The organism is Kitasatospora xanthocidica (assembly GCF_014656195.1).
In the GTDB taxonomy this organism is placed as follows: Bacteria; Actinomycetota; Actinomycetes; order Streptomycetales; family Streptomycetaceae; genus Kitasatospora; species Kitasatospora xanthocidica.
In genome coordinates this window covers 161,054-182,200 of sequence record NZ_BNBY01000003.1, presented here as the reverse complement: position 1 = coordinate 182,200, position 21,147 = coordinate 161,054, and the positions used below count along the sequence as shown (strand labels likewise).

Here is a 21,147-nt window from a genome sequence, read left to right as displayed (position 1 = left end):
TGCAGCGACTTCGAAAGTTGAGTCATTGCACTTATTTTGTGAGTGTGCTTTCTTGATGACGCCGGGCCTCCCGGCGGCTCACCCACCTCCCGAGGGACACTCCCATGAACTCTGCTCGTGATCCCCGCATCGCGATCGTCGGCGCCGGCCTGGGCGGTCTCGCCTGCGCCCGAGTCCTGCAGCGACACGGCCGCTCCGCCACCGTCTTCGAACGCGAGGCCTCCGCCGACGCCCGCCCGCAGGGCGGCACCCTCGACCTGCACGCCGACACCGGCCAGACCGCCCTGCGGGCGGCGGGGCTCCTCGACCCGTTCCACGCCCTCGCCCGCCCCGAAGGAGAGGAATGGCGCGTGCTCGACTTCACCGACGCAGCCCTCCTGGCGCATCAGGGGCCTTCCGCCGGCGGCGGCCGGCCGGAGATCGACCGTGGCCAACTGCGCGAACTGCTCCTGGACTCACTCACCGAGGGCACGGTGCGGTGGGACCGCGCCGTCAGCAGGGTCACCCCGCTCGCGGACGGCACCTGCCGACTGCTCTTCGCTGACGGCGCCGCCGAGGACTTCGACCTGGTGGTCGGCGCCGACGGCGCCTGGTCGCGCGTCCGCCCGGCCCTGTCGCACGCCGCACCCCGCTACACCGGCGTCACCTTCGTCGAGACCGGATTCGACCACTGCGACACCCGCCATCCCGACCTCGCGCGGCTGGTCGGCAACGGATCGATGCTGGCGAAGGGCGCCGGCAGGTCCCTGGTCGCCCAGCGCAACAGCAACGGCCACATCCGCGCCTACATCGCGCTCCGCACGCCGCAGGACTGGCACATGGCCGCCGGTATCGACCTCGGCGACCAGCGGGCCGTACGCGCGCACCTGCTGAGGATGTTCGACGACTGGGACGAGAGCCTGCGCTACATCCTGCGCGACAGCGACAGCGGGTTCATCAACCGGCCCCTGTTCGTCCTGCCCGCCCCGCACACCTGGCAGCACGTCGCCGGCGTCACGCTGCTCGGCGATGCCGCGCACCTGATGCCCCCGGTCGGGCTGGGCGCCAATCTCGCGATGCTCGACGGCTCCGACCTCGCCCACGCCCTCGTCACCGAACCCAGCATCGACGACGCCGTCCGCGCCTACGAGAGCATCATGCTGCCGCGCTCGATCGAGGCCGCGACGAGCAGTGCGCAGGGACTCGACCACCTCGTTCCCGCGGTGACTTCCTGAGCGGACTCCACCGCCCCGGGAGCGACCAGCACGGCGGGCGGCGCGTCGGCGGCCCACTCCGCAATCGCGGCCAGGGACTTCGCGCCGGCCGGCACCGCGCACGCGGCGAGCGCGAGGACGAAGGCGAGGGGGTGGCGGCGGCCCTCGGCCCGGCGCGGATCGGGTACCGCCGCGAGGCGGCCCAGCAGCTGCGGGTGTTCCCCGGGCTCGGCAGGCCGGGTGGCGGCGAGCTGGTCCAGGCCGGCGGGGATGGGCGATGAGGAGCGGGCGGACACGGTCCTCCGTCGTGGTGATCAGGGCTTCGACACCTCATGATCACCTGGAGGCCATGCCTGCCTCCGCTCACGCCTCGTCCGCGAACGCCACAGTCACGTCCGCCACCTGAACCGGAATCAAGTCGGGCAGATCTCCTGAACGACGCCGCCCTGGGGCTGGTGTGCCGCCGAGATGACGATGTCGCGGAGCCGCTCGGTGTACAGGCGCATGTTCTTGCCGGCGATCTCGGTGTCCGGGTGGCGGCTCGCGAACCAGAGGCCCTCGTGCAGCCGGTTGACCCAGGCGCACACCTGGTCGCCGTAGGAGACCCTGAGCAGTGCGTAGGCGTTCCGGTCGGTCCACTGTTCGGAGCCGGGCAGGTCCCGGGTGTCGATGAAGGACACGATCGAGTACAGGTCCGGTGAGGTGGGGCGGAAGTCCGTGCCGAGCAGCCGCAGGACCCGGGCCAGGGGCAGCCGGGCCAGTGGACGGTTGGCGCGCAGTTCGTTGCGTACGGCCGCCAGGGCGCCGGGGAAGTCCAGCCCGGGTGTCAGCGGGACCTCGATCGGGGCTCCGCCGACGTACCAGCCCACGGAGTCCGACCAGCGGGACTTCGTCCGGGTGTGGAACGGCACGACGGTGCGGTAGACGGACGCGCCGGCGATCTCCTGGACGATCAGGCTGGTGGCCGCCAGCACGCCGACCAGGGAGCCTCCGTACGGCCGGCAGTACGCCTCGAACGCGGCGGCGGTGTCCGCGTCCACGAGCATCTCGCGCGCGAGCCGCTGGGTGGGCAGCCCGGCGTCCGGGTCCAGCCCGAGATCGAGGGGGAAGGCGGGCAGCTTCCCGTCGCCGCGGCGGATGAACTCCCGCCAGCGGGACACGATGGGGTGGGTGCCGTCGACCCGGTCCGCGTCCGCCCGCTCCAGCTCGCAGAAGTCGACGTAGCTGCCGGGCGGGGCGCAGTCCGCGACGCGGCCCGCCAGACCCGCCGCGTACAGCTCGTTGAGCTCGGCGGGGATGCGCTGGAGGGAGTAGGCGTCGACGTTGCTGTGGTCGAAGGCGGTGTAGACGCTGGTGGAGTCGGGCCGGACGACCGCCGCGTAGACGAAGTTCGGCCAGCCGAGCGCGTTGGCGCCCGCGTCGAAGCGCTCCCGCAGGCAGCGGACCAGAGCCGCCGGGTCGGCGAACTCGCCGAGTTCCGTCCGGTGCAGCGCCACCGCGTCGGCGTCGAGCGTGAACCGGCGCAGCTCGTCGCCGCCGGGGCCGGTCCAGCGGAAGCCGCTGCGCAGGGTCTCGTGCCGGAGCGTCCAGGCGTGCAGCGCCCCCTGCAGCACGTCGAGGTCGACCCGGCCCGGGAGGTCGAACGCCGCACCGATCCAGGTCGGGACGGTCAGGCCGTCGTCCGACACCGTTCTCGCCGTGCGGATGTGGGACTCCTGGATGTACGCCGGGGGCCGGGTGTCCTCCGGCAGCTCGGCGGCCGCCGCCACCGTCGCGGGGCTGAGCGTGAACTCGACGAGCCGTCCGGGCCGGACCTCGCAGCGTTCGATGTCGGAAATCCGCACGGGAGGCTCCCTCAAGGCTGGGGTCGGGCACCCGGTCGGGTGCTTCCCCGGCCCAACGAGGAAACGGTGTGAAAGGAAACGGCCGCCGACTCGGTCGGCGATCGGCCGGGCCCGATCGGGTCAGGCCTCCTTCCGGACACGGGCGAGTACCGGTCGGGGTGGAGCGGCCCCGAGGAGGAGCGGCCCCGAGGTGCAGCAGCGCGCCGAACGGCGGCCGCGGCACCTGGCGGTCAGGGCGCCAGGAAGCCGCGGAGGAGTGCGGCGGTGGCGGCGAGGTGTTCCTCGGTGGCGCGCCGGGCGGCGTCGCCGTCGCCGTCGAGGATCGCCCGGACCATGGCCCGGTGCTGCTCGGCGGCGTGCTCGATGTTCCGGTCCAGCATGGGGATGGCGTTGAGCAGGTCGTTGAGGCGCATCCTGGCCTCGGCGATGGCCGCGGCGAGGGTGGGGGAGCCGGTGAGCTCGCCGATGGCGAGGTGGAAGCGCGAGTCCAGCTGGCGGTACTGCTCGGGTGTGGCTCCCTCGAGGTCGGTCAGCCGGCTCTCCAGGTGGGCCCGCTGGTCGGGGGAGAGGGGGTGGCGGGCGGCCGCCTCGGCGGCGCCGACCTCCAGCACCTGGCGGTAGGTCAGCGCGTCCTCCAGGGCGCCGCCGAGGTCGCGGGCGGCGCGGCGCAGGTCGGCGACGTCCGGCGCGGGCATCCGGTAGGTGACGAAGGTGCCGCCGTACCGGCCGCGGCGGGGTTCGACGACGTCGGCCTGCTGGAGGGTGCGGAGCGCCTCGCGCAGGGTCTCCCGGCTGACGCCGAGCCGGGTGGCGAGGTCCCGTTCGGCGGGCAGCCGGTCGCCGAGGCCGAAGACGCCGAGCTTGATCGCCTGGAGCAGCCGCTCGACGGTCTCCTCGAAGGCGTTGCCGGTCCGGACCGGGCGGAAGATCGCGTCGGCCTGCCAGTCGAGCCGTGCTCGCTCCCGTGTTTCGTCCACGTCCACGCCGGAATCGTACCTACGAACGGGATTCCCGGACTCGTTCCCTTCCCGCCCTTGACGCGGCCCCCGCTCAGCCGGAACGATGCTGCTCACCCACCCAATGGACTGATTCCAGACCATTGAAGAGCCGTCCGACCGTCGAACCCGTCGGGGCGACCGGGCCACGCCGTCGTGGCCGCGTACTCCCCGGCACACCCTCAACCCCCAGGGGTGCCCATGACCGACGCACGCTCACCCGACCACCCTGCCCCCGAAACGTTTCCGGCGAACACCGCGCCAGGTTCCGCCTCCGTTTCCGCTCCCGTCTCCGATCCGGGTTCCGCTCCCGCATCCACCCCCGAACCCGCTCCCGTCTCCGAGGACGAGCAACGGCTCCGCGAGCTGGGCTACACCCAGGAGCTGGCCCGCTCGATGTCGGGCTTCTCCAACTTCGCCGTCTCCTTCTCCATCGTCTCGATCCTCTCCGGCTGCCTGACCCTGTACGGAACGGGGATGAAGACCGGGGGCCCGGCCCTGATCATCTGGGGCTGGCCGGTGGTCGGCCTGCTCACGCTCTGCGTCGGGCTGGCGATGGCCGAGATCTGTTCCAGTTACCCGACGGCCGGCGGGCTCTACTACTGGTCCGCCAAACTGACCCGCAGTCGCGGCCCGGCCTGGAGCTGGTTCACCGGCTGGTTCAACTTCCTCGGCCAGGTCGCGGTGACCGCCAGCGTCGACTACGGCGCGGCCTTCTTCACCAACGCCTTCCTCACGCTCCGCTTCGGCGTCGAGGCCAGCCCCGCGCACACCATGGAGATCTTCGCCGTCATCCTGCTGGCGCACGGCCTGCTCAACACCTTCGGGGTGCGGCTGGTCGCGGTCCTCAACAGCGTGTCCGTGTGGTGGCACCTGGCCGGCGTCGCGATCATCGTCGGCGCGCTCGCCGTGCTCCCCGACCGGCACGCCTCCGTCTCCTTCGCGCTCACCGAGTTCGTCAACCAGACCGGCTTCCACAGCCAGTTCTACGTGGCGCTGATCGGCCTGCTGATGGCCCAGTACACCCTCACCGGCTACGACGCCTCCGCGCACATGACCGAGGAGACCCGCGACGCCGCCCGCTCCGGCCCGCGCGGCATCGTCAACGCCATCACCGTCTCCCTGGTGGCGGGCTGGATCCTGCTGCTCGGCATCACCTTCGCGATCCGCGACTACGACGGCGCGCTCAACAGCGACACCCAGGTCCCGCCCGCGCAGATCTTCATCGACGCGATCGGCTCCGGCGGCGCCCAGTTCCTGCTGCTCATCGTCATCGGCGCCCAGTTCTTCTGCGGCATGGCCTCCGTCACCGCCAACTCCCGGATGATCTACGCCTTCTCCCGGGACGGCGCGCTGCCCGGCTCCCGGCTGTGGCACCGCATCGACCCGCGCACCCAGACCCCGACCAACGCGGTCTGGCTGGCGACCGGCGGCGCTCTGCTGCTCGGGCTGCCCGCGCTCTGGAACACCACCGCCTACACCGCCGTGACCTCGATCTCCGTCATCGGCCTCTACATCTCCTACGTCATCCCGGTGTACCTGCGGCTGCGTCAGGGCGAGGACTTCCCGCGCGGCCCCTGGCACCTGGGACGCTGGAGCCGGCCGATCGGCGTCGTGGCGGTCGCCTGGACCGCGGTGATCACCGTCCTGTTCATGCTCCCCACCGCGAGCCCGATCACCGCCGAGAGCTTCAACTACACCCCGGTCGCCGTGGCCGTCGTGGTCGGCTTCGCCGGCCTGTGGTGGCTGGTCTCCGCCAGGCACTGGTTCACCGGGCCCCACGTCCACGGCACGCCGCCCGAACCCGACGCGCTGGACACCGAACTGGAGGTCCGATGACCACCCCCCGGCTCACCCTCGCCGAGCTGCGCACCCGCGTCGCCGACGGGTCCGTCGACACCGTCGTGCTCGCCATGACCGACATGCAGGGGCGCCTCCAGGGCAAACGCGTCGCCGCCGAGTACTTCCTCGACGACGTGGTGCCCGGCGCCGCGGAGGGCTGCGGCTACCTGCTGGCCGTCGACATCGACATGAACACCGTCGACGGCTACGAGATCTCCTCCTGGGAGAACGGCTACGGCGACCTGACGCTGCGCCCCGACCTCGCCACCCTGCGGTCCGTCCCCTGGCACCCGGCCACCGTCATGGTCCAGTGCGACGTCGTCCACCACGACGGCACCCCGGTCGCCGTCTCCCCGCGCCAGATCCTGCAACGGCAGCTGGACCGGCTGGCCGGGTACGGCTGGCAGGCCCAGGCCGCCACCGAGCTGGAGTTCATCGTCTTCCGGGACAGCTACGAGCAGGCCTGGGACAAGGACTACACCCGGCTCACCCCGGCCAACCAGTACAACGTGGACTACTCCATCCTCGGCACCGGGCGGATCGAGCCCCTGCTGCGCCGGCTGCGCAACGGCATGGCCGGCGCCGGCCTCACCGTCGAGTCCGCCAAGGGCGAGTGCAACCTCGGCCAGCACGAGATCGCCTTCAAGTACGCCGACGCCCTCACCACCTGCGACAACCACGCCGTCTACAAGACCGGCGCCAAGGAGATCGCCGCCCAGGAGGGCTGCAGCCTCACGTTCATGGCGAAGTACGACGAACGCGAGGGCAACTCCTGTCACATCCACCTGAGCCTGCGCGACGAGCAGGGCGCCCCGGTGTTCGCCGGTGACCGCACGCACGGCTTCTCCCGCACCATGGAGCACTTCCTCGCCGGACAGCTCGCCTGCCTGGCCGACTTCGCCCTGCTGTTCGCACCCACCGTCAACTCCTACAAGCGCTACGTGCCCGGCAGCTTCGCGCCCACCGCCATCGCCTGGGGCCGCGACAACCGCACCTGCGCGCTACGGGTGGTCGGCCACGGTCAGTCGCTGCGCTTCGAGAACCGCGTCCCCGGCGGCGACGTCAACCCGTACCTCGCGGTCGCCGCCCTGATCGCGGCCGGACTGCACGGCGTCGAGCAGCAGCTCGAACTCCAGCCGGAGTTCACCGGCAACGCGTACGCCTCCGACGCGCCCCGGGTGCCCGCCACCCTGCGCGACGCGGTCGACGCCTTCGAACGCAGCGCCGTCGCCACCGAGGCCTTCGGCAAGGACGTCGTCCGGCACTACACCCACGCCGGACGCACCGAACTCGCCGCGTACGAGCGGGCGGTGACCGACTGGGAGCGGCGCCGCGGATTCGAGCGGCTTTGACCGGCACCGACGCCGTGACCGGCACCGACGCCGCGGGCCGCGACGATCGCCGCCGGCCGCTGATCGGCATCAGCAGCTACCAGGACGACGCCGCCTGGTCCGTCTGGAACCAGCGCGCCTCCCTCGTGCCCCAGACGTACGTGGACGCCGTCGTCCGCGCGGGCGGCACCCCGGTGCTGCTGCCACCGCAACCCGGCGGGGCCGGCCGGCTGCTCGACGCCCTGGACGGGCTCGTCCTGGCCGGCGGACCGGACGTCGACCCGGCCCGGTACGGGGCCGCCGCCGACCCCCGCACCGGCCCGTCCCACCACGCCCGCGACGACTGGGAGAGCCGGCTGCTCGGCGCCGCCCTGGCCCGGGACCTCCCGGTGCTCGGCGTCTGCCGCGGCATGCAGCTGCTCAACGTCGAACTCGGCGGCACCCTCCTCCAGCACCTGCCCGACGGGAGCCACCAGACCGTCCCCGCCCGGTTCGTCCGCCACCGGGTCGAGCCGGCGGACGGCAGCCGGCTCGCCGACGTCCTCGGGCCGGCGGCCGAGGTCTCCTGCTACCACCACCAGGCCGTCGACCGGCTCGGCACCGGCCTTCAGGTCACCGCGCGCAGTGCCGATGGCACAGTCGAGGCGCTCGAACTGCCCGGCCACCGCTTCGTGCTGGGCGTCCAGTGGCACCCCGAGACCGACCCCGACGACCCGCGCCTGTTCCACGCGTTCATCACCGCCAGCCAGAGGGAGACCACCCGATGACCGAACCGGACCTCTTCGAGGTCGTCAACCCCGCCACCGAGGAGGTGATCACCACCGTCGAACTGGCCGGCCTCGCCGAGACCGACGCCGCCGTCGCCCGCGCCCGCGCCGCCTTCGACACCTGGCGCCGGGTGGCCCCCGCCGACCGGGCCCGGCTGCTGCGCGCCTTCGCGGCCGCCGTCGACGCCGACCGCGAGCACCTCGCCGCCCTGGAGGTCGCCAACGCCGGCCACACCATCGGCAACGCCCGCTGGGAGGCGGGCAACGCGCGGGACGTCATCGAGTACTACGCCGCCGCGCCCGAGCGGCTGTTCGGCCGGCAGATCCCCGTCGCCGGCGGGATCGACGTCACCTTCCAGGAGCCGATCGGCGTGGTCGGGGTCATCGTGCCCTGGAACTTCCCGATGCCGATCGCCGCCTGGGCCCTCGCCCCGGCGCTGGCCGCCGGCAACACCGTCATCGTCAAACCGGCCGAGCTCACCCCGCTCACCGCCCTGCGCCTGGCCGAACTCGCCCTGGAGGCCGGGATCCCGGACGGCGTGCTGCAGGTCCTGCCCGGGCGCGGCCCGGTCGTCGGACAGCGCTTCGTCACCCACCCCGACGTGCGCAAGGTCGTCTTCACCGGCTCCACCCGGGTCGGCAAGGAGATCATGGCGGGCTGCGCCGCCCAGGTGAAGCCCGTCACCCTCGAACTCGGCGGCAAGAGCGCCAACATCGTCTTCGCCGACGCGGACCTCGCCAAGGCCGCCGCCACCGCGCCCTACGCCGTCTTCGACAACGCCGGCCAGGACTGCTGCGCCCGCTCCCGGATCCTCGTCGAGGCCTCCGTGTTCGACGACTTCCTGGCGCTCCTGGAGCCGGCCGTCCGCGGCGTGCGGGTCGGCGACCCGAGCGACGAGAAGACCGAGATGGGCCCGCTGATCTCCGCCGCCCACCGGGAGCGGGTCTCCTCGTACGTGCCGGACGCGTCGGCCGTCGCCTTCCGCGGCAGCGCCCCCGACGGGCCCGGCTTCTGGTACCCGCCGACCGTCCTCGCACCCGTGCGACAGGAGGACCGCGCCTTCACCGAGGAGATCTTCGGCCCGGTCGTCGCGGTCGTCCCGTTCCGCGACGAACAGGACGCCCTGCGCATCGCCAACGCCACCGAGTACGGGCTGTCCGGCTCCATCTGGACCCGGGACCTCGGGCGCGCGCTGCGCGTCTCGCGCGGCGTCGAGGCCGGCAACCTCTCCGTCAACTCGCACTCCTCGGTGCGCTACACCACGCCCTTCGGCGGCTTCAAGCAGTCCGGCCTCGGCCGCGAGCTCGGCCCGGACGCCCTCGACGCCTTCACCCAGACCAAGAACGTCTTCATCTCCACGGAGGAATGATCAGCATGACCCAGCGACTCGACGGCCGGGTGGCCGTCATCACCGGCGCGGGCAGCGGCATCGGCCTGGCCACCGCCCGCCGCTTCGCCGCCGAGGGGGCGAAGGTGGTCTGCGTCGACCTCGACCCCGAGACCGGCGCCAAGGCCGCGAACGAGGTCGGCGGCCTGTTCATCCAGGCCGACGTCACCGACGAGGCCGCGGTGCGCGACCTCTTCCAGCGGGCCGTCGACGAGTACGGCCGGCTCGACATCACCTTCAACAACGCCGGCATCTCGCCGCCGGACGACGACTCCATCCTCACCACCGGCCTGGACGCCTGGAAGCGGGTCCAGGAGGTCAACCTGACCAGCGTCTACCTGTGCTGCAAGTACGCGATCCCGCACATGCAGCGCCAGGGCAAGGGCTCGATCATCAACACCGCGTCCTTCGTCGCCGTGATGGGCGCGGCCACCTCGCAGATCTCCTACAGCGCCTCCAAGGGCGGCGTGCTCGCGATGTCCCGCGAGCTGGGCGTGCAGTTCGCCCGCGAGGGCATCCGGGTCAACGCGCTCTGCCCCGGGCCGGTGAACACCCCGCTGCTGCAGGAGCTGTTCGCCAAGGACCCGGAGCGGGCCGCCCGCCGGCTGGTCCACATCCCGCTCGGCCGCTTCGCCGAGCCCGAGGAGATCGCCGCCGCGGTGGCCTTCCTCGCCTCCGACGACTCCTCCTTCATGACCGCCAACACCTTCCTCGTCGACGGCGGCATCTCCGGCGCCTACGTGACGCCGCAGTAGCGGACACCCCATCCAGGCACCGACGGCCCGTCCGCCCCTGCACGGGGCGGGCGGGCCGATCCGGCTACCGGCCCGGGGCGGGCGGTCTGCTCCGGCTACCGGCCCGGGGCGGTCCTCGGCGGGGTGTCCAGCACCCGGAAGGAGAGGCCCGCCGCGGTCAGCCGGTCGATCAGCGGTCGGCCCATCGCCACCGCCGTGGTCGACTGCCCCGCCACCGGCGGCAGGTCGTCGTACGCCAGGCAGAGCGCCGCCTCGGCCAGCATCTTCGCGGTCTCCTGGTAGCCGGGATCGCCCCCGGACACCTCGGTGAGGACCGTCCGCCCGTCCAGCGCCCGCGCCACGAACCGGACGGCGAACCAGGACTGCGCCCGCTGCTCCGCGCTCGGCCCGTCACCGGGCTTGCGCAGCCGCCCCAGGGCCCGGCGCAGCAGCGGCAGCTGGGCGGCGACGGCGAGCGCCGCCACCGCGGCGACACCGCCGAGGGCGATCGGCAGCCGGCGGACCGCCGCGTAGTGCGCGTAGCCGAAGTCCGGGCCGTACTCGTCCAGGGCGGCGGCCGAGCGGGACACCACCTGCGGGTCGATCGAGGGCATCGGCACCGCCCAGGCCCGGGCCGCCTGCGACCGGTGCGGCCGGCCGACGGGCGTGCGGATCAGCCGTCCCTTCGGCCGGGGCTCCACGGCGCGCCGCTCCCGGGCGGCCCGGGCCATCGCCCGCGGCCGGGAGAAGGCCGTCATCGCCGAGGCGAAGGTGCCGCCGGAGACGGTGCCGCCGGCGCGGACGAAGCCCTCGACCGACACCCGGGCCGCCGGGCCGCCGCGGCGCAGCAGTTCCTCGACGGTGAACAGCACGCCGAGGTCGTGCGGCACCGAGTCGAACCCGCAGGCGTGCACCAGCCGCGCGCCGGTGGCCACCGCCCGCTCGTGGTGCCGGAGGTACATCCGGTCGACGAACTCCGGCTCGCCGGTGAGGTCGACGTAGTCGGTGCCGCTGTCCGCGCAGGCGGCCACCAGCGGTTCGCCGTGCCGCAGGTACGGGCCGACCGTGGACACCACCACCCGGGCCGAGGCGGCCACGGCGCGCAGCGCCTCGCGGTCCGCGGCGTCCGCGACCAGCAGGGGGAGGTCGGCGCAGCGCGGGTCGATCCGCGCCAGCCCCGCCCGGACGGCGGCGAGCCTGCGCTCGTCCCGCCCGGCGAGCGCCCAGCGGCAGCCCTCGGGTGCCGTCCGGGCCAGGTACTCGGCGGTGAGCCCGCCGGTGAACCCGGTGGCACCGAACAGGACGAGGTCGTACGGGCGCGGCTCGGCCATCAACAGTCCCTACTCGCGGGTAATCGAATGCGCCACGCTAGGAGCCCGTCGTGGCACTGTCAACGGTCCCGGCCCCGGGTTCTCGTGCCGGTCATACGGCCGGCTCGGCGACGACGTGGATCTCGTGGACGGCGTTGCGGTCGCCGGTGAGCGGCTGGACCCGGCCGGCGGAGTCGGTGGCGCGGCAGCGGATGCGGTGCGGGCCCGGGGCGAGGTCGTGGCGGAGCCGGAAGCGCTGCCAGCTCGGGTCCGGGCCGCGGCGGTCGAGAGCGGCGGGCTGCCAGTCCCCGTCGTCCACGGCGACCTCCACCGAGGTCACCTCGGTGGAGCTCCAGGCGTAGCCCGCCAGTTCACGGCTGCCGGCCGGGACGGCGCTCCCGTCGCCCGGGGAGAGCAGCTTGCTGCAGACGTCCTTCTCGCGGACCGGCCGGGCCTCGCTCTCGCCCGGCAGGACCCGGGTGTAGAGGCGGGTGGTGAAGATGTGGTCGGGGCGGTCGGCGGCCAGCACGATCCGGGTCAGCCACTTGACCGAGTTGGTGCCGAACATCAGGGGCGCGACCGCCCGCAGCGGGTAGCCGTGGTCCGGGTGCAGCGGCTCGCCGTTCATGGTGTGCGCGAGGACGACCCCGGAGCGGGCCTCGTCGAGGGGCAGGTCCTTGAGGTAGCGCACGCCGCTCTCGCCCCCGAAGTCACCCGTGTCGGCGCCCTCCAGCAAGAGGTGCCGGGCCTCCGGGAGCGGCCCGGCGAGCTCCAGGACGGCGGACAGCGGGACACCGGACCACTCCACGTTGGTGACCGCACGGGTCGGCACGGTGGGGTGCAGCGGGTTGCCGAAGCACTCGTGGACGGCGGTGAAGCGGGTCTGCGGCAGGCCCAGGACGGCCGGGAAGTCCAGCCGGACGGGCCGCTCCACCAGGCCCTCGACGGTCAGCGACCAGGCCGCGCGGTCGAGCCGCGGGTGCGACTCGAGGTGGTTGCGGATGAACACCTCGGCGACCGGCGTGATGAAGAGGTCGGGTGTGGCCGGATCGGTCTTGAACATGTGTCATTCCCCCGTGTCGAACGTGCTGTTGCGCGTGATCGACAGTACAAGGAGCGACCGACACCGCCCGGGGCGGGTCTGCCCTGGACGGCGCCGCTCAGCCGCCCGCCGGGCCGGTCGGCTGGACGGCCTTCCCCGGGGCGGGCGTCCCGGGCGGAGCGGACCGGCGCGGGTAGCGGCGGTCGGTCGCGGTGCAGGCGGTGAGGACGAGGGCGGCCGCAGCCGCCGCGGCCGTGACGGCGAAGGCGGCGCCCGGGGTGACGTGTTCGGCGGCCCACCCGGCGAGGAAGGTGCCCGCCGACTGCGCCAGGATCAGCGCGCTGACCAGCGTGGCCATCGCCTCGCCGAGCCGGGCGGCTGGCACCGTGCGCTCGACCAGGCCGAACACGGTGATGAACTGCGGTGCCACGGCGACCCCGAGGAGCCCGACGGCCGCGGCGAGCGCCGGGAGGCTGCCGGCGGCGGGGAACAGGACGCAGGAGGCGGCGAAGAGCAGCGCCGAGCTCGCCCGCAGACGGGCCGGCAGGCCGCGGCGGGCGGGCATCGAGGCGGTGGCGACGCCCGCGAGGGAGCTGGTGCAGCCCATGAAGCCGTACACCAGCCCGGCGGTGCCCGGCCGGCCCAGGGCCTCGGTGGTCGCGGTGATGCCGACCTGCACCGAGCCGAAGCAGGCGCCGAGGAGTGCCGTCCCGCCCAGCAGGAGGACGTACGGGGTGGTCAACAGCCGCTCGGCGGAGCGGTTCCGGGGGTGGGAGGGCGCCGGGACGCCCGGCGAGGCGGTGGGGTGCAGCGCGAACAGACCGGCGCAGACGCCGCAGAGCCCGGCCGCGGTGAGCAGGCCGACGGCGGGGGAGGCGGCGGTGGCGAGCAGGCCGACCAGGGCCGGTCCGGCGGTGAAGGAGACCTCGTCGACGATCCCGTCCAGGGACAGCATCGCGGAGGTCGCCTCCGGTTCACCGGCCGCCAGCCGGACCCAGCGGCTGCGCGACAGCGGGCCGACCAGCGGGACCGACAGCCCGGTCAGCACGGCGGGCGCGATCTGCCAGCCGAGCGCGAGCCCGCGCTCGGAGGCGGCGACCAGGGCGACCAGGGCCGCCGCGTTGACCAGCGCGGCGACCAGCCCCACCGTCCGCTGCCCGCGCCGGTCCGCGAGCCGGCCGACCACCGGGCCACCGACCGCCTGACCGACCGCCAGCGCCCCGGCGACCAGCGAACCCGACCACACGCTGCCGGTGTTGCGGCTGACCAGCAGCAGGGTGCCGATCGGGCTCATCGCGTTCGGCAACCGGCCGAGCAGCGACCAGAGCAGCACCCGGCGGCCCGCCAACCGCTTCGCCGTACGGAAGTTCAACGCCACGGACACCGCGCACGCCTCTCTGCGGAGCCGGCCCGGGCGCCCGCCTCCCGTGACCGACCCGGCCAGGCGACAGCGACCTGCGGGTGAACCCCTGACGCTAGGTGGGGGCACCGGGCACGGGACATCGTCCGATCCTCCGGCGGAGCCGCGCGGCGGGCGGCGCCCGGTCGGAGGAGTGCCCAAGGCGAGCGGTGTTCCGTCCCGGTAACCGGCTGTCGTACCCGCCACGTAGCATCCGGCCGTGCCCGGCCGCCCGGCCGGCGCCGGCGGCGGACAACGGGAGAAGTCGAGTGTCGGATGCGATCTGGTCGGTGCTGGCGGAGGGCGAGCGCGAGCAGTGGGAGGCCACGCCGCTGGTCGGGGTGGGGCCGCTGCGGTTCGGTATGACGCGCGGGCAGGTCAGCGCCGCCCTGGGGCGCGAACCCGCGGCCGGCGGCGGCGACTTCGCGACCTACCCACCTGCGGACCGACGGGTGTGGGGGAGCATGCTCACGGCCTACTTCCGTCCCGCCGGAGCGGACGACGTACCGCCGGACCTGCCGGGGGGCTCCCTCCTGGGGGAGACCGACGACGGCCACGAGTACCTCGCCCGGCACGGGTTCGGCGGTGTGCTCGCCGCGGTCGCCGTCGACGCCCGGTTCGGTCCGCAGGTCCGCTGGGAGGGCCTGGCGCTGACCGGACGCGTGCCCTCGGCGACCGAGGACGCGGTCTTCGCCAAGCTCCAAGACTGCGGCCTGGGCGAGGAGATCCGCGTCTCCCAGGAGGCCACGTACAGCTACGGGGAGATCGGCCTGCTGCTGCGCGTCCAGCGCGCCGGCGACGTCCTGCTCACCCGGCCGGTCCTCGCCGCCCCGGCCTGGACCGAGCGCCTCGGTGACACCTCGGAGGGTCCGATTCCCTCCCAGGAGTGGAGGAACCACTGACCCGCGCGCCGAGGACGGCGTGATCCGGGACCGCCCGACAGTTCGTCCGACGGGTGCTCACCCCGTCGCGGCGCAGTCCTGTGCCTCCGTCAGGTAGCCCGCCACCGGGCCGAGGGTCAGCATCCCGCTTGCGGCACCGGCGTGTTCGGCGCGTGCCCCGCTCAGGGCGGCCGCGGCACGGGCCGCGACGGCGGGCTCGCCGAGGCGTACGGCGGCGCGGGCGGTCAGGCACCACAGGGCTTCCTGGAGGTGGTCGTGGGGCGGTTCGGGCAGGGCGGCGAGGGCGGTGCGGGCCTCGTCGGCCCGGTCCTGGGCCAGCAGGACGAGGGGGCGTGCCCACGGCAGGTACGGGCCCCAGTCGAGCCGCGGGTCGGTGGGCGCGGGCCGGTCGTGCAGCAGGCGCAGGCCCAGCAGGGCGAGCGGGAACAGTCCGCGGTGCAGCCCCGGCATGCCGGCGGTCCGGAGGGCTTCCTCGGCGGTGCGGTAGCACGCCGCGGCGGTGGCGGCGGTCGGCCCGCCGGGTTCGGTGCTCCGGGCAGCGGTGGCCCGGGCCCGGAACCACCCGGTGAGGACGGGGACGAGCGGCGCCTCGGTGGTGACGGCGAGCCGTTCGGCGGCCTCGGCGTGCGCGGTGGCGGCGTCGAGGTCGCCGAAGGCCGAGGCGGACTGCAGGCGGACCAGCCGGCCGAGGACGGCGAAGTGGGGAAGGTCGTGCCGGTCGGCCAGGTCGAGGATCTCGGCACCGATCCCGTCCCGGACCTGGGCGAGGCCGGGGCGGTCGAAGGACTGCAGGAACACCCCGTTGAGGGCGAAGGCCAGCAGGCCGGGATCGGCCAGACCCCGGGCCAGTGCCTCGGCCTGCCGTGCGGCCCGCCGCGCCCGGCCCGGCTCGGGCCCGGACAGGTCGGCGCTGCGGCTCTCGACGGCGATCGTCGCCAGCAGCCGGGCGGACAGCCCGGTGTGGCCGTCGTGGACAGCGTGCGCGGTGAGGGCGGTGAGGGTCCGTTCGGCGGCCGCGACGAGGGCCCGGGACTGCTCGGGGTCGTCGGCCCGGCTCCAGAGCGCGGGCACGTCGTAGGCGCCGATGACCCGGGCGGTCAGCACCGGGTCCCCCGTGCGTTCCGCCGCCAGGACGGCGGCGAGCCGGTCGCGCCGGGAGTGGACGAGGGCGTCGCCGCCCGCCAGGGCGAGGACGCGGGCCACCTCCACCGTGGTGCGCGGGCCGAGCCGCACACCCGGGCCGGGCCGGCCAGTGCCCGCGCCGTCGGCCGGGTCGGACCCGCTCAGGACGGACCGCTCCAGCCGCCGGAGCTCGGCGGAGGGGTCGAGCCCGAGCCGGTCGACGAGCATCGCGCGGGCGCGGCGGAGGGTCGCCAGCGCGTCGGCCCGCCGCCCCGCGCGGTACAGCGCCCGGGTGAGCAGCCCCCAGGCAGGCTCGCGCCACGGGTGTTCGGCGACATGGGCGCCCAGTTCCGCGACGAGGTCGGCCCCCTCCCCGGAGTCGAGGAGGAGGCGGGCGCGCAGCTCCACGGCCTCCAGCCTCAGCTCCTCCAGCCTGGTCCGCTCCCGCCGGGCCCAGTCGGAGTCGGGCACGTCGGCGTAGGCGGGTCCGCGCCAGGCCGCGAGCGCCGCGCCCAGGTCGGCCGCCGCGGCGGGGTCGCGCCGGGCCCGGGCCAGAGTGTCCTGGAAGCGGTGGACGTCCACGTCCTCGCGCGGCAGGCGCAGCGCGTACCCGGGCCCCTCGGTGACGAGGACGCGCGGCGCGACGCGCGGCGGCCGGTCGGGTTCGAGGGCGCGGCGCAGCGCGGCGACGAAGGTGCGCAGCGCGCCCACCGCGCGGACCGGTGGATCGGCCCACAGGTCGTCGACCAGGGTGTCCGTGGTGACCATCCGGCCCTCGGCGGCGACGAGCCGGGCGAGCACCTCACGGTGGCGGGGGCCGCCCAGGTCCACCGGGCCGCCGTCGTCGCGGAGGGCCCGTACGGCACCGAGTACGTCGATTCGCATGCCCCCATCCTCCGTGCCCGGGCCGGCCGCGGCCGCACCGTACTGATCGGTTGCTGATCGCCGTCGCGCACGCTGGTCACGTCCGTTCCCGATCCGAGAGGACGATCCCCGTGACGCCCACCCCGCCCGCCACCCTTCCCGGCTTCGACCTGCTGCGCCTGCCCGGCGCGGACGGTGTGCGGCTGACCGCCGCCGTCGGCGGCAGCGGCAGCCCGGTCGTGCTGCTGCACGGCTTCCCCCAGACCCACCTGATGTGGCGGCAGGTGGCCGGGCGGCTCGCCGCCGAGCACACGGTGATCTGCCCCGACCTGCGGGGCTACGGTGCCAGCGACAAACCGGCCGCCACCGGCCCCGAGGTGTACGCCAAGCGCACCATGGCCGCCGACGTGGTGGCCCTCGCCGCGGCGCTCGGCCACGACCGCTTCGCCCTCGTCGGCCACGACCGGGGCGCGCTGGTCGCCTTCCGGGCCGGACTGGACCACCCCGAGACCGTCACGCACCTGGGCGTCCTCGACATCGTGCCGACGCTCGACATGTGGAACGTCCTGCACGGCACCTCGGCGGCGGTCGGCTACCACCTCTACCTGATGGCGCAGCCGCCGGGCCTGCCGGAGACGCTGATCGCCAACAGCGCGGACGCGTTCTTCGGCTCCTTCCTCGACGCCTGGGCCGGCGACCCGGCCGCCCTGCCGCGGGACGTGCGCGCCGAGTACCTGCGGGCGAGCGCCGCGGCGGTCACGTCGATCGTCGCGGACTTCCGGGCCTCGGCGGGCATCGACGTGCGGCACGACCAGGCGGACCTCGACGCCGGATCGCAGCTGGCCATGCCCGTGACCGTCGTCCAGCAGGACTGGGGTGCGCAGCTGGGCTTCGACGCCGTGGGGCTGTGGAAGGCCTGGGCACCGGACCTCGACCACCGGCTGACCCGGGCGGGGCACTTCATGGCGGAGGAGGCGCCGGAGGAGATCGTGGCGGCGATCAGGGACCTGCTGGCCCGCTGAGGAGGCGCCGGGGCCCGTCCGCGTGCGGTGCCCGCCGCGTCACTCTGCCCCGTCACTCTGCCGAGGTCACTCTGCCGCGTCACAGGACCGCCAGGGCCGCCTCCAGGTCGTCCAGGCCCAGGGAGCCCTGCCGCAGGGCCTTCATGTGCCAGCGCTTGAGGTCGAAGTCGGCGCCCTGGCGGCGGCGGGCGGCCTCGCGGCCCGCCAGCCAGGCGCGTTCGCCGAGCTTGTAGCCGATGGCCTGGCCGGGGCGGCCGAGGTAGCGGAGGATCTCGCTCTCCAGCAGCGCGGGCGGAATCCCCGCGTACTCGGCCATGAAGGCGGTGGCCAGCTCAGGGGTCCAGCGCTCGCCCGGGTGGAACGGGGAGCCGGCCGGGATGACGCTCTCCAGGTGCATGCCGATGTCGATGATCACGCGGACGGTGCGCATCATCTGCTTGCCGAGGTAGCCGAGCCGGCGGCCGGGGTCGGAGAGGAAGCCGAGCTCGTCCATCAGGCGCTCCGCGTACAGGGCCCAGCCCTCCACGTTGGCGCTGATCTTGCCGAGGGTGACCTGGTAGCGGGACAGCTCCTCCGCCGCCGCCGTCCAGGAGGCGAGCTGCAGGTGGTGGCCGGGCACGCCCTCGTGGTACCAGGTGCTGACCAGGCGCCAGGAGCGGAACCGCTCCTGGGCGTCGCCGTTGGCCACGGGCAGGTAGGTGCAGCCCGGGCGGCTGAAGTCGAGGCTCGGGCCGCGGTAGTGGGGTGCGGCCGCGCTGCCGGCCGGCGCGACCCGGGTCTCGACCCGCCGCAGCGGTCCGGTGATGTCGAAGTGGTGCCCGTCGAGGCCGTCGATCGCGGCCTCGGTGAGCTCCTGCAGCCAGGCGCACATCCGCTCGGCGCCCTGCACGGTGTGCCCGTGCCGGTCCAGGTGGGCCCGGGCCTGCTGGACGGTGGCGCCGGGCAGCACCCGGTCGGCCTCGGCGCGCAGCTGCGCCCAGACCCGGTGGAACTCCTCCCAGGCCCAGTCCGAGGTCTGGTCGAGGTCCAGGTCGGCGCCGGTGTACAGCCGGGCCAGGGCCTGGTAGCGCTCGCGGCCGACGGCGTCCGGCGTGCCCTGCGCGGCGGAGCGGTAGTCCTCGCGGAGCCAGTCCCGGAACGCGGCCACGGCGGCGGTCGCCCCGCCGGCGGCCGCGTCCAGCTCGGCACGCAGCCGCTGCGGCGCGGGGGCGACGAACTCGGCGAACCAGCCGGGGCCGCCGGCCGGCTCCCCGGTCCACGCGGTCAGCTGCGCGGCGAGCACGTCGGCCTGCCGGGGCGCGGCGAGCAGTCCGCGGCCGACGCCGGCGGCCAGCGTGGCCCGGTAGCCGTCCAGCGCGGCGGGCAGGTCCCGCAGCCGGACGAGCACCGGGGCCCAGTCCTCGTCGGTGCCGGTGGGCATCATCGTGAAGAGGTTCCGGAGCTGGTGCACCGGCGCGTGCAGGTTCCGTACGGCCCGGAAGTGCTCACCGGCCTCGTGCACCCGCAGCTCGGCCGCCAGCCGCTCCCGCAGCAGCCGGGCGCACGCGAGCTCCGCAGGATCCGCGTCGGGCCCGGCCCCGGGCAGGGCGTCGAGCCGCACCAGCGTCTCGCGGGCGAGCCCGGCCTCCTGCTCGATCCCGTCGGGGGAGAGGTCGGGCATCCGGTCGTCGCCCGGGGCCAGGCCCAGGAGCGCGGAGGTGACGGGATCGTGGGCGGCGACCCGGGCCACGTGGTCGTCGGCGATCCGTCGGGCAGTCATCAAGGCGTCGTCCATTCGGTCGTTCTCCGTTCCGGCCCCGGCCGGGGCGGTACCCATCCTGTGCCGGGGCGGCCCGGTACGTCGCGTGGTTCGGCGACTTCCGCGCAGGAGGACGGTTCCGCCGGAGGGCACCAGGGGACTCGGGGATCAGCCGGCGATGTGGCGCAGGTAGGCCTCGGGGCGTTCCGGGTAGCGGCGCCAGTGGTCGACGAGTTCGAGGTCCCGCCAGTCGGTCCGGCGCACGCCGGGGCCGGTCGCCTCCCCGCTCCGCCTCGCCACGGGACCGGCCGCCCCGGGGGATCGGGGCGGCCGGTGGGCTGTGGGGTGCGGAGGGGCTGCGGGGCGGGTGCTACCACTTCGCCCAGGGGAGGTTCCAGCCGCCGAGGCCGTTGTCGGGGGCGACGGTCTTCTCCTTCGAGTTCACGATCGTGACGATGTCGCCGATCAGCGAGCTGTTGTAGAAGGACCCCGCGACGGAGGTGTCGCTGCCGCCCTCCACGTCCTTGAGCGCTACGCAGCCGTGGCTGGTGTTCTCCTTGCCGAACGGGTCGCCCTTGTACCAGAAGTTGCCGTGGAGGTAGGTGCCGGACGTGGTCAGCCGCATCGCGTGGGGGGCGGCGGGGATGTCGTACTCGCTGCCCATGCCGACGGTCTGGGAGTTCATGTGGGTGACCTTCTCCTTGGACATGATCACCATCGTGCCGCCCCACGAGGCGTGCTGCGCGTCGCCGAGGGTGGCGGGCACGGTGGTGGACTTGCCGTCGCGCACGATCGTGAGCTGGTGCGTGGCGGCGTCCGCGGTGGAGACCTGGGAGCGGCCGATGGTGAACGGCTCGTCCTTGTCGACGTCGCCCCAGACGCCCGGGGCGACCTCGACGCCCTTCAGCCGGTAGTGGATGGTCACCTTGGTGCCCGGCTTCCAGGGCTCGGCCGGCCGGAAGTCCAGCCGGTTGTCGCCGAACCAGTGGCCCTTCACCTCGGTGCCGTTGTCCGCCTCGAAGGTGATCGCCTTGGCGACGGCCTCCTTGTTCACGATCTTCGAGCTGAAGTCCACCTTGACGATCATGCCCACGCCGTAGGTCTGGCCGTCGGCGATGTTGTCGTTGGTGGAGACCTGCTTGCCGGACGCGACGGTGGTGAAGGCGGAGGTGGCCGCGGCCACCAGGCCGTCGGCGTCCGTCGCCTGGGCGTTCACCGTGTACGCGGTGCCCGGGGCGAGCCCGGCGGCGGGCTTCCAGCCGGAGCCGTCCGGGGAGATCGCCCCCTGGACGGGCTTGCCGTTCTTGTCGGTCACCTCGACCGTGGTGAGCTTGCCCTTGGTGACGGACACCTGGAGCGCGTTCGGCGCGACGCCCTGCGCCCCGTCCTTCGGCTCGACGTTCAGCACCGCGACCGAGGTCTTCGGCGTCGTGGCCGCCTCGGTGCCGCCGGTCCCGCCGGTGCCGCCGGGGGCGGCGGAGGAGGAGGCGGTGGCGCCCGCCGTCGCGGCCGCGTCGCCGCCCTTGTCCTGGCCGTCGCCGCAGGCGGCGGTCATCAGCAGGACCCCACCCATCGTCAGGGCCACCGCGCCACGGTTGAAACGGTCGGTGCGTATCGCGGCGCGGGCCGCCTGAACAGTGCTCACAGTTGCTCC

General features: G+C 74.3%; 17 protein-coding genes and 1 pseudogene. 8 read left to right on the top strand and 10 right to left on the bottom strand.

What is annotated here, in order from left to right:
- The first annotated feature begins 104 nt into the window (after positions 1-104).
- Positions 105-1,214, top strand: coding sequence for an FAD-dependent oxidoreductase (locus IE332_RS06975; RefSeq protein WP_189914259.1), 1,110 nt, complete (start codon positions 105-107; stop codon positions 1,212-1,214).
- Here the strand turns inward: IE332_RS06975 and IE332_RS06970 are convergent.
- From IE332_RS06970 to IE332_RS06960, 3 genes are all read right to left on the bottom strand, one after another.
- The gene (locus IE332_RS06970) at positions 1,124-1,489 is read right to left on the bottom strand and encodes a transposase family protein (protein WP_189914258.1); all 366 of its coding nucleotides are present in this window, start codon (positions 1,487-1,489) and stop codon (positions 1,124-1,126) included. The genes IE332_RS06975 and IE332_RS06970 overlap by 91 nt on opposite strands.
- 117 nt (positions 1,490-1,606) lie before the next feature.
- Positions 1,607-3,037 carry a condensation domain-containing protein gene (locus IE332_RS06965; protein ID WP_189914257.1) on the bottom strand — a complete coding sequence of 477 codons (1,431 nt, stop codon included), beginning with the start codon at positions 3,035-3,037 and terminating at the stop codon, positions 1,607-1,609.
- A 230-nt stretch (positions 3,038-3,267) separates the two neighbouring features.
- Positions 3,268-4,014: a FadR/GntR family transcriptional regulator gene (locus IE332_RS06960; protein WP_444542936.1), complete on the bottom strand. Its 747-nt coding sequence runs from the start codon at positions 4,012-4,014 to the stop codon at positions 3,268-3,270.
- Positions 4,015-4,233: 219 nt separating this feature from the next.
- On the opposite strand from IE332_RS06960, the gene IE332_RS06955 reads away from it, so the two are divergent.
- From IE332_RS06955 to IE332_RS06935, 5 genes are read left to right on the top strand one after another with little or no spacing between them, the layout of a single operon-like run.
- Positions 4,234-5,871, top strand: a complete 1,638-nt coding sequence (locus tag IE332_RS06955; RefSeq protein ID WP_189914255.1) for an amino acid permease — start codon at positions 4,234-4,236, stop codon at positions 5,869-5,871.
- Positions 5,868-7,226: a glutamine synthetase family protein gene (locus tag IE332_RS06950; RefSeq protein WP_189914254.1), complete on the top strand. Its 1,359-nt coding sequence runs from the start codon at positions 5,868-5,870 to the stop codon at positions 7,224-7,226. The genes IE332_RS06955 and IE332_RS06950 overlap by 4 nt, the downstream gene beginning before the upstream one ends.
- Positions 7,223-7,972, top strand: coding sequence for a gamma-glutamyl-gamma-aminobutyrate hydrolase family protein (locus IE332_RS06945; protein WP_229928388.1), 750 nt, complete (start codon positions 7,223-7,225; stop codon positions 7,970-7,972). Before IE332_RS06950 ends, IE332_RS06945 begins: the two co-directional genes overlap by 4 nt.
- On the top strand, positions 7,969-9,342 hold the full coding sequence (locus tag IE332_RS06940) for an aldehyde dehydrogenase family protein (protein ID WP_189914253.1): 1,374 nt from the start codon (positions 7,969-7,971) through the stop codon (positions 9,340-9,342). Before IE332_RS06945 ends, IE332_RS06940 begins: the two co-directional genes overlap by 4 nt.
- The gene (locus tag IE332_RS06935; RefSeq protein ID WP_229928387.1) at positions 9,339-10,115 is read left to right on the top strand and encodes a 3-oxoacyl-ACP reductase; all 777 of its coding nucleotides are present in this window, start codon (positions 9,339-9,341) and stop codon (positions 10,113-10,115) included. Before IE332_RS06940 ends, IE332_RS06935 begins: the two co-directional genes overlap by 4 nt.
- Before the next feature lie 95 nt (positions 10,116-10,210).
- Here the strand turns inward: IE332_RS06935 and IE332_RS06930 are convergent, their stop codons facing one another.
- From IE332_RS06930 to IE332_RS06920, 3 genes are all read right to left on the bottom strand, one after another.
- The gene (locus tag IE332_RS06930; protein ID WP_189914251.1) at positions 10,211-11,425 is read right to left on the bottom strand and encodes a saccharopine dehydrogenase family protein; all 1,215 of its coding nucleotides are present in this window, start codon (positions 11,423-11,425) and stop codon (positions 10,211-10,213) included.
- A gap of 91 nt (positions 11,426-11,516) precedes the next feature.
- Complete coding sequence (locus IE332_RS06925) at positions 11,517-12,467, bottom strand: molybdopterin-dependent oxidoreductase (RefSeq protein ID WP_189914250.1); 951 nt, start codon at positions 12,465-12,467, stop codon at positions 11,517-11,519.
- Positions 12,468-12,564: 97 nt separating this feature from the next.
- Positions 12,565-13,830 carry an MFS transporter gene (locus tag IE332_RS06920; protein ID WP_189914249.1) on the bottom strand — a complete coding sequence of 422 codons (1,266 nt, stop codon included), beginning with the start codon at positions 13,828-13,830 and terminating at the stop codon, positions 12,565-12,567.
- Between the two features lie 284 nt (positions 13,831-14,114).
- Here IE332_RS06920 and IE332_RS40730 point away from each other — a divergent pair, with 284 nt between their 5' ends.
- Positions 14,115-14,747: a hypothetical protein gene (locus IE332_RS40730; protein ID WP_229928386.1), complete on the top strand. Its 633-nt coding sequence runs from the start codon at positions 14,115-14,117 to the stop codon at positions 14,745-14,747.
- 57 nt (positions 14,748-14,804) lie between these two features.
- Here the strand turns inward: IE332_RS40730 and IE332_RS06910 are convergent, their stop codons facing one another.
- Positions 14,805-16,754 carry an AfsR/SARP family transcriptional regulator gene (locus IE332_RS06910; RefSeq protein WP_189914248.1) on the bottom strand — a complete coding sequence of 650 codons (1,950 nt, stop codon included), beginning with the start codon at positions 16,752-16,754 and terminating at the stop codon, positions 14,805-14,807.
- A gap of 110 nt (positions 16,755-16,864) precedes the next feature.
- Here IE332_RS06910 and IE332_RS06905 point away from each other — a divergent pair, with 110 nt between their 5' ends.
- Positions 16,865-17,755: an alpha/beta fold hydrolase gene (locus tag IE332_RS06905; protein ID WP_189914247.1), complete on the top strand. Its 891-nt coding sequence runs from the start codon at positions 16,865-16,867 to the stop codon at positions 17,753-17,755.
- 79 nt (positions 17,756-17,834) lie between these two features.
- On the opposite strand, the gene IE332_RS06900 is transcribed toward IE332_RS06905, so the two are convergent.
- The 3 genes and pseudogenes from IE332_RS06900 to IE332_RS06890 form a co-directional block, all read right to left on the bottom strand.
- Positions 17,835-19,514: a DUF885 domain-containing protein gene (locus IE332_RS06900; protein ID WP_229928385.1), complete on the bottom strand. Its 1,680-nt coding sequence runs from the start codon at positions 19,512-19,514 to the stop codon at positions 17,835-17,837.
- A gap of 147 nt (positions 19,515-19,661) precedes the next feature.
- Positions 19,662-19,760 (bottom strand): annotated as a pseudogene (locus IE332_RS06895) (AAA family ATPase); the annotation flags it as partial.
- Positions 19,761-19,863: 103 nt separating this feature from the next.
- On the bottom strand, positions 19,864-21,138 hold the full coding sequence (locus IE332_RS06890; RefSeq protein ID WP_229928384.1) for a L,D-transpeptidase: 1,275 nt from the start codon (positions 21,136-21,138) through the stop codon (positions 19,864-19,866).
- Positions 21,139-21,147 lie beyond the last annotated feature (9 nt).